Annotated in this window: 9 protein-coding genes; 4 read left to right on the top strand and 5 right to left on the bottom strand. The window is 56.2% G+C overall.

The window, feature by feature from the left end; all coding sequences use genetic code 11:
- Positions 1-14: 14 nt before the first annotated feature.
- Positions 15-1,532 (top strand): conjugal transfer protein TraG N-terminal domain-containing protein, encoded by a 1,518-nt coding sequence (locus ACODSV_RS13300; RefSeq protein WP_489045618.1) that lies wholly within the window; start codon positions 15-17, stop codon positions 1,530-1,532.
- Between the two features lie 5 nt (positions 1,533-1,537).
- Here ACODSV_RS13300 and ACODSV_RS13295 read toward each other — a convergent pair whose 3' ends face one another.
- The 3 genes from ACODSV_RS13295 to ACODSV_RS13285 form a co-directional block, all read right to left on the bottom strand.
- The gene (locus ACODSV_RS13295) at positions 1,538-1,897 is read right to left on the bottom strand and encodes a DUF3742 family protein (protein WP_489045616.1); all 360 of its coding nucleotides are present in this window, start codon (positions 1,895-1,897) and stop codon (positions 1,538-1,540) included.
- A gap of 89 nt (positions 1,898-1,986) precedes the next feature.
- Positions 1,987-2,568, bottom strand: a complete 582-nt coding sequence (locus ACODSV_RS13290) for an RES family NAD+ phosphorylase (protein WP_489045687.1) — start codon at positions 2,566-2,568, stop codon at positions 1,987-1,989.
- 54 nt (positions 2,569-2,622) lie between these two features.
- Positions 2,623-3,255 (bottom strand): integrase, encoded by a 633-nt coding sequence (locus ACODSV_RS13285; protein WP_489045614.1) that lies wholly within the window; start codon positions 3,253-3,255, stop codon positions 2,623-2,625.
- A gap of 377 nt (positions 3,256-3,632) precedes the next feature.
- Between ACODSV_RS13285 and mobH the strand changes: the two genes are divergently transcribed.
- From mobH to ACODSV_RS13270, 3 genes are all read left to right on the top strand, one after another.
- Positions 3,633-5,471, top strand: coding sequence for a MobH family relaxase (gene mobH, locus ACODSV_RS13280; protein WP_489045612.1), 1,839 nt, complete (start codon positions 3,633-3,635; stop codon positions 5,469-5,471).
- 545 nt (positions 5,472-6,016) lie between these two features.
- Complete coding sequence (locus ACODSV_RS13275) at positions 6,017-7,603, top strand: SAVED domain-containing protein (protein WP_489045610.1); 1,587 nt, start codon at positions 6,017-6,019, stop codon at positions 7,601-7,603.
- 47 nt (positions 7,604-7,650) lie between these two features.
- The gene (locus tag ACODSV_RS13270; RefSeq protein WP_489045608.1) at positions 7,651-8,820 is read left to right on the top strand and encodes a nucleotidyltransferase domain-containing protein; all 1,170 of its coding nucleotides are present in this window, start codon (positions 7,651-7,653) and stop codon (positions 8,818-8,820) included.
- Positions 8,821-9,550: 730 nt separating this feature from the next.
- On the opposite strand, the gene ACODSV_RS13265 is transcribed toward ACODSV_RS13270, so the two are convergent.
- On the bottom strand, positions 9,551-10,078 hold the full coding sequence (locus tag ACODSV_RS13265) for a hypothetical protein (protein ID WP_489045606.1): 528 nt from the start codon (positions 10,076-10,078) through the stop codon (positions 9,551-9,553).
- A 327-nt stretch (positions 10,079-10,405) separates the two neighbouring features.
- Positions 10,406-16,243 carry an anti-phage protein ProA gene (proA, locus tag ACODSV_RS13260; RefSeq protein ID WP_489045604.1) on the bottom strand — a complete coding sequence of 1,946 codons (5,838 nt, stop codon included), beginning with the start codon at positions 16,241-16,243 and terminating at the stop codon, positions 10,406-10,408.
- Positions 16,244-16,381 lie beyond the last annotated feature (138 nt).

The following is a 16,381-nucleotide window of genomic DNA, read 5'->3' as shown; positions in this document are numbered from 1 at the left end:
ACAGGGAAATGACCATGATGCTCTACACGACGGATTATCTGGAGTACTACCTGACGCTGGTGGGCTGGATCGTCAACAACGGCATCTGGAACATCCTGGTTGCCAGCGGCGCATTCGCACTGCCGTTCCTGGCAATCATCATCCACGAGTGGCTCAGGGCGCGGGCTGAAGGCGCCGACGAGGGCAACAAGGGGGTGCTGTCTTCGATGCGCATTGAGAATCGAGTGTGGGTGGCGATCGTGGTCATCATGTTCGCTGGCATCCCCTTCATCCCGGTTGACTTCAACACGATCAAATTCGACACCACCCGCTCCGCACAGTGTCAGGTCAATGTGCCGCAGCCGGCCGACACTGGCTGGTCCAACTCCTACACCGCACTCAACAATCAAACCGCTCTGGTGCCCGTCTGGTGGTTTTTCATGCATGCCCTGTCCAAGGCGGTCACGAGCGCGGCAGTGGCGGCGATTCCGTGTGGGACGGATTTGCGGCAAATGCGCATGGACATTGATTCCACTCGGATCGACGATCCGGTCCTGGCACAGGAGATCGCCGACTTCACCCACGACTGCTATGGCCCGGCACGCGCCAAGCTGTTCATGAACCGACCAACGCTGGCCGAGGAGCAAATGAATGACGTGACCTGGGTCGGCTCAAGTTATTTCCTCAACACCGGCGGCTTCTACGATACCTATCACTCCAGCACGCCACGCACAGCCTGGCCTTACGACGCAAACCGCGACGTGGGACTGGCGCAGGTGGACAGCGGTGGCGGTTATCCGACGTGCGGGCAATGGTGGACGGACGACAGTGAAGGTCTGCGTAGCCGCCTACTGGCTCAAGTCGACCCGGGTCTGCTCTCGCGTGTCGCTCGCTGGGCGGGATTTCTGACACAGAGCGAGGTCGATGACTCGGTGATTCGCGCCATCGCTTCGCCCAGGCAGCAGAAGATGAATCATGGGCAGATTTATGCGGACTATGGCGGCCAGGTAGGCATGACGGTGCCGAACATCGTCACCCGCGGTGCGGCCGATGTCGGCTTGGCAGTAGGATCGCTGGGATACTTCCCCGCCATGGACGTGGTACGCCAGGCACTGCCGATGGTTTTGTCGTTGCTGAAAATGGCGCTGGTCATCTGCATCCCGTTGGTCTTGTTGGTAGGCACCTATGACCTGAAGGCGGTGATGACCGTGAGCTGCGTCGAGTTCGCACTGTTCTTCGTGGACTTCTGGTTCCAGCTCGCCCGCTGGATCGACAGTACGGTCCTCGATGCACTCTATGGCTGGGGATTCGGTGCCAACCGCCCTCACACCAATTTCAATCCTCTGATGGGGCTGAACAATACCTTTGGCGACATGCTGCTCGACTTTGTCATGGGGACGATGTTCATTGTGCTACCGGGTTTTTGGGTCGCTGCGCTGGGTTGGGTTGGCGTACGGGCAGGCAATATCGCGCAGATGCTCAACGCTGGCAGCGATGACGCAAAGTCGGCAGGAGGCAAAGGCACCGGTGCGGTTCTGAAGGCGATGAAGTAGGCATGCTATTCGTCATCGCTGCTTCCGGCGTCGATACGCATTCCGCCTCGGTATAGGCCATATCCGTCCAAACCGTTCCGCCATTGAGGTTTATCGTCGTTGTTACAGACATCAGCATTTCGAGCCGCCCAGGCAACCATAGTCACAAATACAATCAACAACGCGATCCAGAACGCCACATACAGCAGAGCGCCAAGCACGGCGATCTTGGCGACCCAGAGCACAGCCGCAGCAACGCCAGCAGGCACTCCTTCTGCCACCATCCAGATCACCGCCTGCCGCTCACGACGCACATAGCCGTGCCACAGCCCGCCCAGCCAGTGGCCAAGACGTTCTGCGTTGTTGATGTGCTTGTTCGTGCTCATCATCGTCACCTGCTACATGTGTTTTTACGCTATTCCGGTTTTGATCTCATGGATTCAGCTTGCAGTTTTCCCTACGTTCCAAACTTGCCTCAAGGCTCTTCAAACAAGTCAGAATCAGGCTGTACCACGCCGATGCGGTAGCTCGCCACGAAATGAGGCCAGTCCACATGGTCAGCCAAGTCGATGTCGGCGAATACCTTAACTTTCTTCTTCGCTCGCTCGAACAGGGCAATGCTTGCTGAAGGGTAGTTGTTGCGCGATGGATAAAGCACGCCGTCAAACAGCGGCACACCGTCTTTTCCTTGCATCGCATACACCTGTGCAGATACCTGCTGTGTGTGCAGGTAATCACGGCTGGCCAACTGCCCGAGATTAAGGCCGAAGTAGCCTGCCATAACGCCCTCGGCCGTGAGGTCCGCTAGACGTAAATCTTCCAGCACACCGACAGCGCGCACCAAACGACTTTGCACTTCCGCCATTGCGATCGAGCGATTCGTGTCCTTGTCCCACTCATGCTTGTGAAACACCGATTCCATCAACGCCGTGGGAAGGTCAAGGCCCAGATAGAGTACGCCATAGTCCAGATTGGGGGCGTCATAACGGTTAGTGCCATCGCAACCGTAATACAGCGGTTTGCTTCGATAGACAACACGGCTCACATGCTGGAGCATTTCACCTGCAACGATAGGGAAAGTCGGCAATCCAATAGTCACGCCAACCTCGCCTCAATGCACGCCTAACACGTTGAACACCACCCTGGTTACGTCATCAACCGAATCAGCAGTCACGGCATCCACAGGCGCCCTCTCCCCCAAGCCCTCGAGTGGCTCAGACAGGGCGCGATATAACGTCCAGCTGTCGACCTCGGCCGCCCCTTTCAGGACAGCCTGGGTTAACTGCTGCTTTACCGGGTCGAGCTGCCAGTCGGGCAGCTTCTGGCGGCGCGGCCCCACATTCAGCGCGAGCAGACGGCGGGCCTCGATGTCCTTGTAGATCTGCTGGCGCGACTTGTGCGCCAACTGCGCGAACTCGGACAGCGGCACGTTGTGCGGCAGATCGAAGGCTTCCAGCAATACGGCACGACCGCGCTGGATGTCGCTCTTGCCCGGTACCCACCGAGTGTCCGCGCGTAGTGCAGCTGCGTTGCGCGACAGGGTCTGCTCCAATGCTTCTTCTTCCGGCGGTACTTCCAGGGATTGGGGGAGTTCTACCGCCTCCAGACGTTCATGTACAAACACCTGCAACTCGGCCGCAAAGGCCCGGGCATCCCGGATTTCGACGGTCGCAGAGAAACGACGCACGTCGTCTACCGTGACTCGTGGAAGGTGATCGGCGATGTATTCAAGGGTCTTGGGCATGGTTGTCTCCCGCAGGCAGGATTGAAACTGAATTAACTTTGATCTCCTTTGTAAGCTTTGTCAACTTTGTCAACTAGCTCATTTCTCTTAATAGCCAATCTACTCCCGGTTCGGTGGACTTTCCTGATGACACCTGGCTGAACCCGCTATCCACTGAGAACCTGATCCATCTCAGCCATCATCAATCTCCGGCCCTAGCATTCAATGCGGGGAATGCTGTATCCCACATTGATCGTGGCCTGCGCGAAGTCACATCGCGTATACCCAAAGGGTTAAAGGCCAAAGGGCTGTAAGGGACAAGGGAACGGGGTCAAGGAGAAAGGCCCTACCCGAAAAGCAAAAAGGCTCTCCCGCCAGCCCGTCATTCGGGATTTGCCATGTTCTCGCTGTTCCGGCGCAAAAAGGTCCCGCCACCTCCTGGCGGGTCGAGTCCCATCATTGACATGCCCAAAGGGCTGACGCGACCCGAGTCGGCCGCGTCGCTGCTGGCGACGACACGGCGGCAGAGGCTGCTGGAACATATTTGGCAACGCACCTCCCTGTCGCGCAAGCAATTCTCGACACTGTACCTCGCCCCTCTCGAACGCTACGCCGAGCTGGTTCAGCAGTTGCCCGCTTCCGAAAGCCACCACCATGCTTACCCCGGTGGCATGCTCGATCATGGTTTGGAGATCGTTGCCTACGCACTCAAGCTGCGGCAGTCACACCTGTTGCCGGTGGGTGCGACGCCAGAAGCACAGGCTGCTCAGGCCGAAGCCTGGACGGCGGGGACCGCCTATGCAGCGTTGCTGCACGACATTGGCAAGATCGCCGTCGATCTGCATGTCGAATATGCCGACGGTGAGATCTGGCACCCCTGGCACGGCCCACTGCAGCGACCGTACCGGTTCCGCTACCGCAAAGATCGGGAGTATCGCCTGCACAGCTCGGCCAGCGGGTTGCTGTACGCCAGGCTACTTGATCGCGAGGCGCTCGACTGGCTCAGCGGCTATCCCGATCTGTGGAGTGCCTTGCTGTACGTGCTAGCCGGCCAGTACGAACATGCCGGCACGCTGGGCGAATTGGTCACGCGCGCCGACCAGGCCTCGGTCGCTCAGGCACTCGGCGGTGATCCCGGCAAGGCCATGGCCGCACCGCGCCATGCCCTGCAGCGCAAACTGCTGGAAGGATTACGATATCTGCTCAAGGAGGAGTTCAAGCTGAACCAGCCTCAGGCCTCGGATGGATGGTTGACGCAAGATGCCCTGTGGCTGGTCAGCAAGACGGTCTCCGACAAACTACGTGCCCATCTATTGTCCCAAGGTATTGACGGTATCCCGTCGAACAACACTGCAGTGTTCAATGTATTGCAGGACCATGGGGTTGCCTTACCAACTGCGGACGGCAAGGCTATCTGGAAAGCCACGATCACCAGTGATGCAGGCTGGTCGCACAGCTTTACATTCCTCAGGCTCTCCCCGGCGCTGATTTGGGACTCGGAGGACCGTCCGATACCGTTCACTGGAACCGTACAAGTGGAGCAAGATAGCTCGTCTGAGGAAGAGCCCGCACCGACCGAGGCCGCCATGGAAACACCGCTTGCGATCTCCAGCTCTTCCTCTCTGCCGAATTCTGATCTAACGCTTGGCGCTGTTGAAAAACCCGGGGCCGCAGATGGTGTCGACGATCTATTAGCGTTGTTCAGCACAACCGGCGCGCAGCCAACTGCCGGGAATGAGGCGGAAGATCCCGATAATCCACCTAGGTCTTCGACCGCCGCCGAACCAGCAACGCCCGTGGCAGCGGTCGCGATCACACCTAAGGCGGAACATCAAGCTGTCGACCTCGAAGCACCCTCTGGTGAGCATTTTATTCAGTGGCTTCGGCAGAGCGTTCGTGGCCGTCGGCTGATCATCAATGATGCAAAGGCACTGGTGCATACCGTGGCAAATACGGCCTACCTGGTGAGCCCCGGGCTGTTTCAGCGGTACGCCCAGGAACATCCACAGGTCACCGAGCTGGCGAAGCTGGAGAACGTGTCGGAATGGCAATGGGTACAGAAACAGTTTGAGCGGCTGCATCTGCACCACAAGCAGGAGAGCGGGTTGAATATCTGGACCTGCAACGTAACAGGGCCGCGCAAGTCGCGTCGACTGCACGGTTATCTGCTGCTGGAGCCTAAACATCTATTCGATGACGTACCGCCAAACAACCCCTACCTTTCGGTCATTCAATAACTTTTTATCGCACAGCTGTTGATACCAGACCGCGTACGGCGTGCTCTCAACCACATGCCTATTCAGTCCGGCGCTCCGCGATCCCACCAAATCGGCCCACGCTCCCCGAGGGCCACTTTGGCAACCTGTACAGCCGCGCGGGCAGTCTTCATGTGTCCTAAGTCACCTGAGGCCTAGCGGCCTTCACGGCTCGCCCGGCGTCCATCAGCTCACTCACTAATCGCCACTGCATTCCTGAAAAGGGCACAGAATCTAATATCCCCATTAGAAGTGTTCAAACGCATAGGATTATGGATCCAATAATTTTCCTTTTTAGCCATGGTTGCATGTACAGTAGTGGCACTGTGAATTGAATCCCTATGGGATTGCTCGTTTTTGGCAAGAGATCACCATATGTGGTGTTTTTTAAAAAAATTATTGGTATATGTTGTGTTTTTTCCGAAAAGGCATATTCTGCAGAAATCTAGCTGATCTCTGCCCCTACGCTTTTCAGTAGAAGACTTTGGTTAGGTCCATAATCTTTGGCCAGTAGTGGGGTGGTGTGTGTGTCAGTACCTCTCGATGCTCTGTATGACCAACAGCTGCGTGCCGCGCTTGAGGCATGGCAGCACTCCTCGACCAACCGCGTGGTTCTGGCGACGGAAACCGATGGCTGGAGATTCGCTTTTTTTCGGTTCGACACAACCAGTGCTGATCCGCTAGAGGCCATTACTGGGGATATTGGAGTCTTATCCAGAGACCTAGTATTGCAATGGGCAAGCGACAAGCAAATCGTCCCCAAGCTTGAACACACGGTGGTGCACGACGTCCCGCATGTATCTGTTAACACTGAGTCGTTTGCGGCTCAATTGCTCGCTCTCGTACACGCTAAGGCAACCAAGAGAGCCATCCAGGTATTTCTGAAACAGCGCGATTCTCTGCTCGAAGACATGAAGCGCCCCAATCTGCCGAGTGAAGTCATCAATTGGGTTTACGCACGGTCAGCCGGGATCTGTGAGTTCGAGGGCTGCCCTGCTGAGCTGTTCAGGGACAACTTGGGCAATTATGGGTACTACGGTTACCTAGCCCACATCGTTGCAGCCAAGCCAAAAGGTCCGCGTGGTGATGATCACCTGTCAGCAGAGCTGGCGCAGTCACCTTTGAACATCATGCTGTGTTGTGACATCCATCACCGGCTGATCGACAAAGTTGATCCGGATAGCTTTAGCCAGGAACGACTTCAGGCAATGGTCGCCACGAGGGTCAACTGGCGTATCAACCAAGCTGCGACATTGTCTTACCCGATTGTGCATGCCTTGGCATTCATAGGTGACATCGCCGGTCGCACAACAACATTCTCACAACACGATGCCCGAAAGGCCTTATTGGCCGCGCACCTGACACCTGTGAGCGAGCGTGTGGCCGAATATTTTTTGCGTGATGTCCAAGGTGGAAACGATGTAAACGACCCCGGATATTGGGCTAACTTCTTGCGAGTTTTCCGGGCGCAAATTCTCCACATCCATACCGCGATCAGGGGCGATGGTGCGTTCGGCGCTCAAGCCCAGGAGCTCGCCGTCTTCCCGCTGGGCAACATGCCGGCAATGCTGCTGGGCGGGTGGCTGGTCGGAGAAGCGAGACGGGTAGAGCTGTTTAGCTTTCGGCGTAACCCGGGAACCTGGGTGCGTCCTGAAGATTCCGAACCTCCTGTGAAATTCGAGTGGACTAAGACCCCCGATGCGGAAGTTGGCTCGCATATATTGATCACTTTGGAGATCACCTCAGAAATAACTGATGAAGCGCTAACGGCGGAAATGCTTAACATGCCCCGTATTCGGATTTTTCCAAGCACCTATGGTGTTGATGTCGTGGCACCCAAAGGGGCGATGGAGAGATTCAGAAATACCTGCCAGGAGGCATGGGCTTATGCGGTTGATGTGCTCCACGCCAAAGAAATTTCAATTTGTACCATCGCTCCGGCTACAGCAATTTTTGCTCTCGGAATGAAACTCCAGTCGCGTTTGCATCCGCCAATCCACATGTATCAGATGGCCCCTATGGCCTTGCCTTTCCACGCCTTCACATTGAACAGGCACGCGATTAGCGTGCCGCCGCATGCACCCGGCAGCGTGCTGCAGTTGGATGCCTGCTGAGTACACGCATCATCTATTCAACATCTCAATTCATGAGGAATTTCCACATGGACATCGAAGAACGCAGCTTGCTTGTCGCAGTAGAGACTTTAGAGCTTCCACCTAGTGCTTATGAGAAAGCGGTGCAGCGATACAAATCACTGGGCGAGTGGTTCAGCCGGCCCGAATCAACCGTCGCCAAGAACGATCCCCACATCTTTGTTCAAGGGTCGTTCGCTCTGGGGACGGCCATCCGTCCACTGCTTGCAGGAGAGAGTTACGACTTGGATCTCTCATGCAAACTGAGGGAAGGTGTTTATCCGCAGACTCACAGTCAGTCGGATCTAAAGGAACTGGTGGGAATTGAGTTGGAGGGGTACCGCGAAGCCAAGCGAATTCAAGAAGCTCTGGAAGAGAAGAATCGCTGCTGGCGCCTCTACTACCAGGATGGCGTCAGTTTCCACATGGACGTTGTCCCAGGAGTTCCCGTCGAGGAGGGCAGGCGCCAAGAGCTGGCTATCTCCATGGAGAGCTATGGTGTCAAGCAAGTGTTGGCTCGGGACGTTTCGAGTCTCGCTGTCTACATCACTGACAGGCGGCGTCCAGATTATGAGGACATCAACGCTGGCTGGATGGTCAGCAATCCGGACGGCTATTGCAAATGGTTCGAATCCAAGTCGGAGCCAATGTATGAGAAAGGACTGATTGCGCTCGAAGCGCAAGTCGATGAAGTACCGTTTTATCAACGAAAGACGAATCTTCAGCGGGCCATTCAATTGCTCAAACGTCATCGTGATGTGATGTACCGCGACAATCCCGACTCAAAACCAATCTCGATCATCATCACCACGCTGGCTGCGCAAGCCTATCGACCAGGCGGCTCGTTGAAGGATGCGGTGGCGTCGTGTCTCGCCGGCCTGAGCGCTTTCGTGGCCAGTAATTCCGACACTGTACCGAATCCGGTCAACCCTAAAGAAAACTTCGCCGATCGCTGGAAGATGCCTGAGGGGCAAAAAGATCGATTGAAAGAGCACTTCCACCTCTGGGTTCGCCAAGCTCTTGAAGATTTCAGGCAAATCAGGGATCTGGATGGACATCGTCTGGTGGAACACATCGAGGACTGCTTTGAAACCCCGACCTCGACTGCCGCTTTGGGCATTGCTTCAGCACCCGCTCAGGTCGCCGCCCCAGCCATCGTAGTTTCCCAGCCGCCTCGCCCTTGGGGGAGCAACGGTTGACTAAGCATGATTCGATGATCGAATCATTCTTGGCCGACTACCCGCGTATGAGGTTTCGGCCGACGGTGGACGGAACAATTTCACTTGTCGGCCGATTTCCATTTTCTGCGTCAGCTGAGGGGCTTCCCGACATAGCTGACGAGTACCGAATACGGATCGACATCGTTGATCAGTTGGACAAGGAGCTTCCTGTCGTCTACGAGACTGAGGGGCGAATTTCCTCTTCCGTAGACAATCACGTAAACGGGAATGGCTCATTGTGCCTAGGTTCACCGCTGAGTCAACGGCTGCAATTGGGCGCCACGCGGACGCTCACACGGTTTGTCGAGCTGTGCTTGGTGCCATTTCTGTATGCGCAGTCGTTAAGGGAGAGAGGCATTGCCCAATTTCCTTTCGGAGAGCTTGCACATGGTTCCCAAGGGCTGATTGACGACTACAGGATGATATTCAGGGTCGAGGATGCGAGCGTCCTCATGGGCTTGCTTGAACTGCTTTCAATGAAGCGCAGAAGGGCTAATAAGCTCCCGTGCCCATGTGGATGTGGCCGTCGATTCGCAGGCTGTAGGCTCCATACAACTGCCCATCAAGCGAGGGAAACTTTGTCTCGCTGGGATATCAAACGAGCCTATAAAGAACTTCAGGGGCAGATTGAGACCTGACTCAGTTCTGGGGCGTTGGCTCGGCTATGCGCCGTTTGTAACGCCACCAGCTAATGTCAGAAACCATGCTGTCAGAGTCTGAGCTTCGCGTAGATGCCATCAACGGTACATTCGTCTCCTTCGATCTCAAGCGATCCGGCGGTGCTCGCGTACATATCCAGGATGGCATTTTCGTTCATAGCCATGCTGAAGCAGTCGCTGGTGTGTACAAACAGGTTCTGGCCGAAGATCTCATACCAGTCGTCTCCCTCTTGGGTGACCTCGACCTGGTATTTTCCTGGGGCCTGTTGTGACATGCCAAGAATCGCTTTAACGGGGCACTCGTCTTTTGATTCCAGAAACTTCAGATCCCCCGTACCTCCAGTAGCCTCAAGGATTGCGGATTCACCGTAAGCATATTCGTAGCAATCATTGGTACGAATATAAATCTGCTGTCCATCTACTTTGTAGAGATTGGCACCCTTGCGTGTCACGCTAACCTGATAATTTTGAGCATATGCCGTGGAGACCATTGCAGCAGCTGCGTAGGCAATGATTGTCTTTCTGAACAGCATAAAAAACAGGTGCACACAGCGGCTTGAAGGATTGAGTTTACGCATTAGCAAAGAAATTCCATTTTCATTTAGGGAGGGTGGTCACCTCAGGGCAACGACCGCCTGCACGTAGCGTAGGGGTATGCGATTCTACTTAGTTTCAATGACGATCCCGCTATCTCCCGGAACCCTACGCAGAATAAGCTGAGAGAAAGGTCCACCTCAACTGTCCGCTTCTGGCCGATGGTGATCCAGCTATCCATGTGGCCAATGCTGCTTTAGTGGACCTAATCGAAGCGCGCATGCGTGCCCAAGATATCCTTGGGTGAATCGCCGGTAGTCAAGGTGGCGTCCTTTAAAGCTCAGCGGAGCCACCGCGATAACCGATCCGACCTACGCACCCAAAATCCGTTCTATACGCTGTCTTGCAGCCCCTGTAAGCCGTTTGACTCCAAGCAACCGCGCCACCTCCAATGCAGGGTCACCTGCGTCAATGATGCTGGCTGCGATCCGCAGCTCCTCAGCCGCAATCTCTTCGATAGAACGCGCGTCGTTGGCCGAAGCCGGAACGCGGTATGTCGACCACTCCATCACATCGCTTTCGGCGTGCCAAACGAATACCTCTTCAAATCCCGCCTGCTGAACGTGGTGGTGCTGCTCGGCCAACTCTAACACTCGGTCCCGAATGAGCCGCCCAGATCGTTGGAAGCCGTGTGCACGAGCTATCCGCTGGACCAGCAGAGCGTCGAGAATTGGCGCTTCTTGGCGCAGCACTTCATCGATGATCTGTCGCAGCACCGGTGTGTACTCAGGAACGTGAAATTGGTCTGCCTGGATCATGGCCGCTAGAGACGAGAGGTCCGCAACGCGATACTCCCCCTTCTGTCCCAGAGAAATCGACTGATCGTTGTGGGCCCGTGCGATGCGAACCTCTCCAATCTCCGCTGGCAATTCACTCTCGGATGCCAGGGGAGCTTCAGGCACCACGTCGTTGACAACGATGTCGGTCGTGAAATCAATCACGAGTGGAGCTACCGACGGCTCCTCGGCTACCTGACCGGCAGCAACCTCGATCCGAGATTGCTCCAGAAGGTCGTTCAGAGTTGCGTGCAGCTTCTGCAACGCCCCTTCTTTATCGACCCACCATTCTGTCGACCACAGCCGTACCAGGTTCCAGCCCAGGTCCTTGAGGATCGCACCCCGGACCTTATCGCGGTCCCTCGCGGTGGCAGCGCTATGGTAGGTAGCACCATCGCATTCAACACCCGCCAGGTAGTCGCCCGGACGATCAGGGTGAACAATGCCCAAATCGATGCGGAAACGTGACACGCCAATCTGAGGGACTACCTGCCAACCGAGGCGCCGCAGCCCTTGGGCGACGGCTTCCTCGAACGGCGAGTCGTAGCCACCTACAGAGCCTTGTATCGCCTCGGCCAAGGCCTTTGGACCGCGCTGCGCAAACTCAATGAAATGCTTCAAATCGCGAACGGCACGAGCGTTGGTCCGATTAAGGTCGATCATCGACGAGTCGAACGATGTGAATACCAACATCTCTCGTCGAGATCGGGTGATGGCAACGTTCAGCCTGCGCCATCCACCGTCTTTGTTGAGCGGGCCGAAGTTCATGGACATGACCGGCGCACCCGCTTCAGTAGGGCCATAGCCTATCCCGAGCATGATCAGATCGCGCTCATCGCCCTGGACCGTTTCCAGGTTCTTCACTACTACCGGTTCGGTCTGGGAGTCCTGGAAAAACAGCTCGATCTGCGGGTATTGCTTGCGTGCAGCGTCCAGCAAATCGTTGATCAGTTTTTGCTGGTCAGAGTTGAGCGTGATGATCCCGATTGAATGGCCGGCAGCGATGAATGCTGGATCGGTAAGACGCTTGACGGTCTCACTGACTATGGCCTCTGCTTCGGCCTGGTTATAGCGCCCCTTGCCTTTTGCGTACACGCCCTCGACTCGGCGCCATTCAACAGCGCTGGCACGGGTCTCGGCCGCAGGGAAGGTGATGAGGTTGCTGTCGTAATAACGGTGATTGGAGAACGCGATCAGGCTTTCGTGGCGACTGCGGTAGTGCCAGCTCAAACTGTGGCTTGGCACCCCTGCCCCCAAGCATTCGTCCAAGATGCTCTCCATGTCTTCGGCGGTATCGTCATCCCCGGCGTTCGGGCCACGGCTGAAGAAGTTCGTCGGTGGCATCTGACGCGGGTCACCAGCGATCACTACTTGCTTGCCACGAGCTATCGAACCGATGGCGTCCCATGGCGCAATCTGCGACGCCTCATCGAAAATGACGAGATCGAACGGCGGCTGATCGGCAGGCAAGAACTGCGCAATCGACAGCGGACTCATGAGCATGCACGGAGCCAAGCGATTCAATGCATCGCCCATCTCAATAGCCAACTGACGGACAGGTTTGTGCCTGCGTGACTTCTGCAATTCATGCTTGAGAATTGCGAAGCCGCTGCTTTTTGGGATGTCATTCTTGGACGGGATAAGGCCACAAAGTTTTGCCCGGATGTAACGTACCGTCAGTTTTGCCAGCTCATCGTCCAGGCGAGCAAAAGCGCCAATATCACTCATGTGTTCGGCTGCGACGAAGTTCCTCAGCAGCGGTTCGCTGTCAATGCCCTGAGTGGCAAACCACTGGGCATAGGCGGTGACGAAAGTTTTTTCAGTTGCCGTTGGCAGCAGGCTTCCTGATTCCAATGCCTGGGCCAGGCTGGCCAAACCCACCTCGGTAGCTTGCTCGCGCACTCGGCACCAATCGCACCAGGCCTTGAGCTGTTCTTCTTGCTGCTGGATGGACAGTGAAGTGGTCCGCAATGCGGCAACGCTCGGATGCGCGCCTGGGCTCGTTCCAGCTAATCCAGCGAACAGTCGGGCTGCATCGTCATAGCGGGACAAGGCCTGTTGCAACGTCGTTAGTGCAGCACCGATTTGTCCGCCCGGCGCTAGCATGTCATTGGCATCGACGACCAGACGCGCGACTGCGCCGCGCAATGAAACCAGGTGGTCTGGGGATCCAGCCAGGCTGCTCAGCAGCCCGCGCAGATTCTCGGCCAGTATGACGGCACGCAGTGTGCGGGAGGTATCGCTAGTCAGTCCTTGCCAGCCGGGGATCGACAGCATGTCACTCGACAATGCGTCTAGCTCCAGTAGCTGTGAATGCAGGCGCTCGAAAATGGCGAGGTCGGCAAGCGTATCTGGAAGACCCGCTGCGCCACCTAAAGACGCTAATTTCCTCGCCACCTTTTTCTTGGCGAATGTGGCCAGGAACCAGAACTTGCCCTCAGCCTCTCTCCACTCACTGTGCATTTGTTCGAACGGAATGCGACGACAAGCTTCATCGGCGTAATCCAAGGACAGGCTTTCTTCAAGATCGCGGTAACTTTCGATCAACTGACAGGCGCGACGGACTGATTCGATACGCGTGACAGCGTCGGGAGCAAATGCGAATGACAGGTTCTGGCCATAAGATTCCACAACCAGGGCTACCAAATCGCTAAGCTGCTGGACCTGCATTACCTCAGCGATTGGCAACGACAGGTGCGTCAGACCAACCAGTCTTTCGCTGGCGGCATTCAGCGCATCAAGCGCCTGAGGCAACTCACGCGAAGCACTGGCGATCTGCGCCTGCCAGGCGTTCGACCATTGCGTCTGCGCCAGAGCGCCGAACTTCCCTGACAGGTCGCGTGCAGCGGCCCCATTAAGGCCAAGTCGACGTGATAAGTCGAGGAGCTGGCCGTACTCGGCAGCGTCGTGTTCGGTGTTTGCAGGCCAGGCTAATCTTGGCGTCTGAGGGCTATGGTCACGAACAACACGGCCTATCGACTGATGCAGGGTAAGGCCATTGCCCCAGCGGCGATGCAGGACCTCGACCAGTTGGTTAAGACGCGAGCGCAGCGTCTTCAATCGAGAGGCTTCACGCTCCCATTCCTCAGCACTCAATGCGTCGCTAACATCCCAGGCACGATCCAACTGCTTGAGCACTTCAACCTTCGACGCTTTGCTTGAATGAAGCTCCAGGCAAAACTCGCCCAGCCCTTTCTCTGCCAGACGACGATAAACTACGTCGAGGGCTGCACGTTTTTCGGCAACGAACAGAACTCGCCGGCCAAGTGCTAGGTTGTGAGCAATCATGTTGGCAATGGTCTGCGACTTCCCGGTTCCAGGAGGGCCATCCATGACGAAGCTATGCGTACTGGCGGAGGCTACGACGGCTGATAACTGTGACGAGTCAGCCGGTAGCGGCGCAAAAAGCTGGGCGGGCGTTACTGTGGAATCCAGACGCTCAGGTTTAGGAAACTCGTCTGAGCCAGAAAAGCCTTCACCTGCCTCGTTGGGCTCCAACAAATGCCTGACCAAAGGGCTTTGCAGCAGCTGCGCCGCGTTGGCATTCAGATCTTTCCACATTAGATATTTGGCAAACGAGAATGTGCCCAGAACCAGCTCAGTGCTCACCTCGAATCCTGGGACATCGCGTACCGCTCGCCGCACCATGTTCCAGATGCCGGTCACATCAATGCCGCTTTCATCACTCGGTAGTTCGCCATCCAGGCCGGGAATCACCAGTTCAAAATCATGGCGGAGCAACTCAAGCAGTGTCAGGTTGAAACGCGGTTCCTCGTCGAGCAGGCTCAACGTTACCCCGGACAAGGCGCTTTTGCGTTCGAGTTTTACCGGAAGCAAAATCAACGGGGCTGAATACGTTTTCGGGTCTTCTGCGGTTTTCTTCCACTTGAGGAAACCGATGGCCAGGAAGAGAGTGTTTGCGCCACCCTCCTCCAAATCGCTGCGCGCCTTGCGAAACAGATCGATCAGCGTCGCTTCGAGCTTGACCTTCTCCAGACTGGCGAGCACTTCACCCCGTGCGAGTGCCTGACGAGCCACTTCATCGACCAGGCTTTCATTATTCTGCTGCTCGTACAGAGCCACATCACGGCCACTGCTTTTCAGGTCAGGTACTGGCATTACCCGAATGCGACCGCCACTGGAGAGGAGGTCTTCAAGCGCTGCTGGATCCGGGCAGAGAAGACGCACTCCTTTAGCGCTGTCCGGGAGATGGAGCAGACGGTTGCGTGTCGTCAGATCAAGGAGTTTGCGTTGCCAGAGAGTGAGCTTGCCGGCAGGACCTTCGTTACCTTCATTGATCTCGACATCGAAGCCCGGGAGTGCCGGGGCTTCCTCCAACCCTTCAGCGGTCGGTGGCGCATCATCGGTCGCGTCGGATGCATTCACGGCCGACACTAGTGCCATCGGGCGAATCTTTTGCATCCGGGCACGGTGCAGATCGATGGCCATGATGAACTGTTCATCATCGAGTTGCCGCTCAGCAGCCGCAACGGCTTGGGAAAAGCTAGGCGCAGGCGCCTGAGTAGCAAGGGTGGTTTCGAAAACCACCATCTCTTTCAAATCAAGACGCTTGCGTACTGCCGACGCTTCATCGGTCAGCAGTTGGGAAAACTCTTGGGGCTGCAACCAAACGCCTGCGAACGCATGCCCCTTGGTCATGATAAGCAGGGCATTGAGTCCAGCCTGCTCCAAAGCCGCCGCGAAGAGCAATGCGGTATCCAGGCACGTTGCAACGCCATTCTCCAGAACCACACTCGGGGGTCTGACCTTCTGGCCCTGTTGCTCGAAACTGGCTGGCGGCAATGCATAGCTCAATTGAAAGCTGCACACCCCAGACCAGATGGCGGAGGCAAGTTCCCAGCTGCGTGTGCGTGACTTGCTTTCATAGCCATCAATGCCGTCTTTCTTCCCGCCACGTCGCAAGACTTGAGAGGCTGCTTTGAGAACCCGATCTACAGCCGGATCGTTGGGCATGCAGAAAGCAGCCAGCAACTCCGGCATGGCGCTCAAACCGCCCCATTCAGTGCGGGCCAACAGTTCAGTCGGGAAGCGCTGCTCGACGAGTAGCTTATCGCCTTGTGAAAGGCGCATGACCACATCGGCGCTCAGGCTTTCAGTCAATCCCGACAGGTAACCAGCATTGAGCTTGATGTCGCGTTCAGAGATGCTGAGGCGATCACCCGCGTGGATGCGGTCGATGTGCCATGTTCGACTTTCGACGAAATCTGGGTCAGAGCTCAATGTCAGGATCAGGTTTTCAAAGTTTGTTTCTTCTTGGTTCCAGAGACTCAGTTCACGTACAAGCGGAACGGCGTTCTGGTGGGAGGCGAAGCCGATCTTGCGGGCGATCAGCGCCTCAATCTTGATATTCATTCACGGGCTCCTGGAGCTACGAGCGCTGGCCTCATGAAGAGGCCGCCAAATGGTGCCTATAGTCCATGAGTAATTGATGGTTGGGAATTATTTATCAGCGAGTCAGATGGCTTGCTGCGTTAATTTGTCCAAAATCTG

This window comes from Pseudomonas sp. FG86, assembly GCF_057808775.1.
Note: the sequence above shows the minus strand (reverse complement) of the source record. Positions and strands in the feature narration are given on the sequence as shown.

Bases quoted from the DNA above. Each gene is read 5' to 3' on its own strand.
- ACODSV_RS13300 (WP_489045618.1), top strand. From the start codon at position 15: ATGATGCTCTACACGACGGATTATCTGGAGTACTACCTGACGCTGGTG.
- ACODSV_RS13295 (WP_489045616.1), bottom strand. From the start codon at position 1,897: ATGAGCACGAACAAGCACATCAACAACGCAGAACGTCTTGGCCACTGG.
- ACODSV_RS13290 (WP_489045687.1), bottom strand. From the start codon at position 2,568: ATGCTCCAGCATGTGAGCCGTGTTGTCTATCGAAGCAAACCGCTGTAT.
- ACODSV_RS13285 (WP_489045614.1), bottom strand. From the start codon at position 3,255: ATGCCCAAGACCCTTGAATACATCGCCGATCACCTTCCACGAGTCACG.
- mobH (WP_489045612.1), top strand. From the start codon at position 3,633: ATGTTCTCGCTGTTCCGGCGCAAAAAGGTCCCGCCACCTCCTGGCGGG.
- ACODSV_RS13270 (WP_489045608.1), top strand. From the start codon at position 7,651: ATGGACATCGAAGAACGCAGCTTGCTTGTCGCAGTAGAGACTTTAGAG.
- ACODSV_RS13265 (WP_489045606.1), bottom strand. From the start codon at position 10,078: ATGCGTAAACTCAATCCTTCAAGCCGCTGTGTGCACCTGTTTTTTATG.
- proA (WP_489045604.1), bottom strand. From the start codon at position 16,243: ATGAATATCAAGATTGAGGCGCTGATCGCCCGCAAGATCGGCTTCGCC.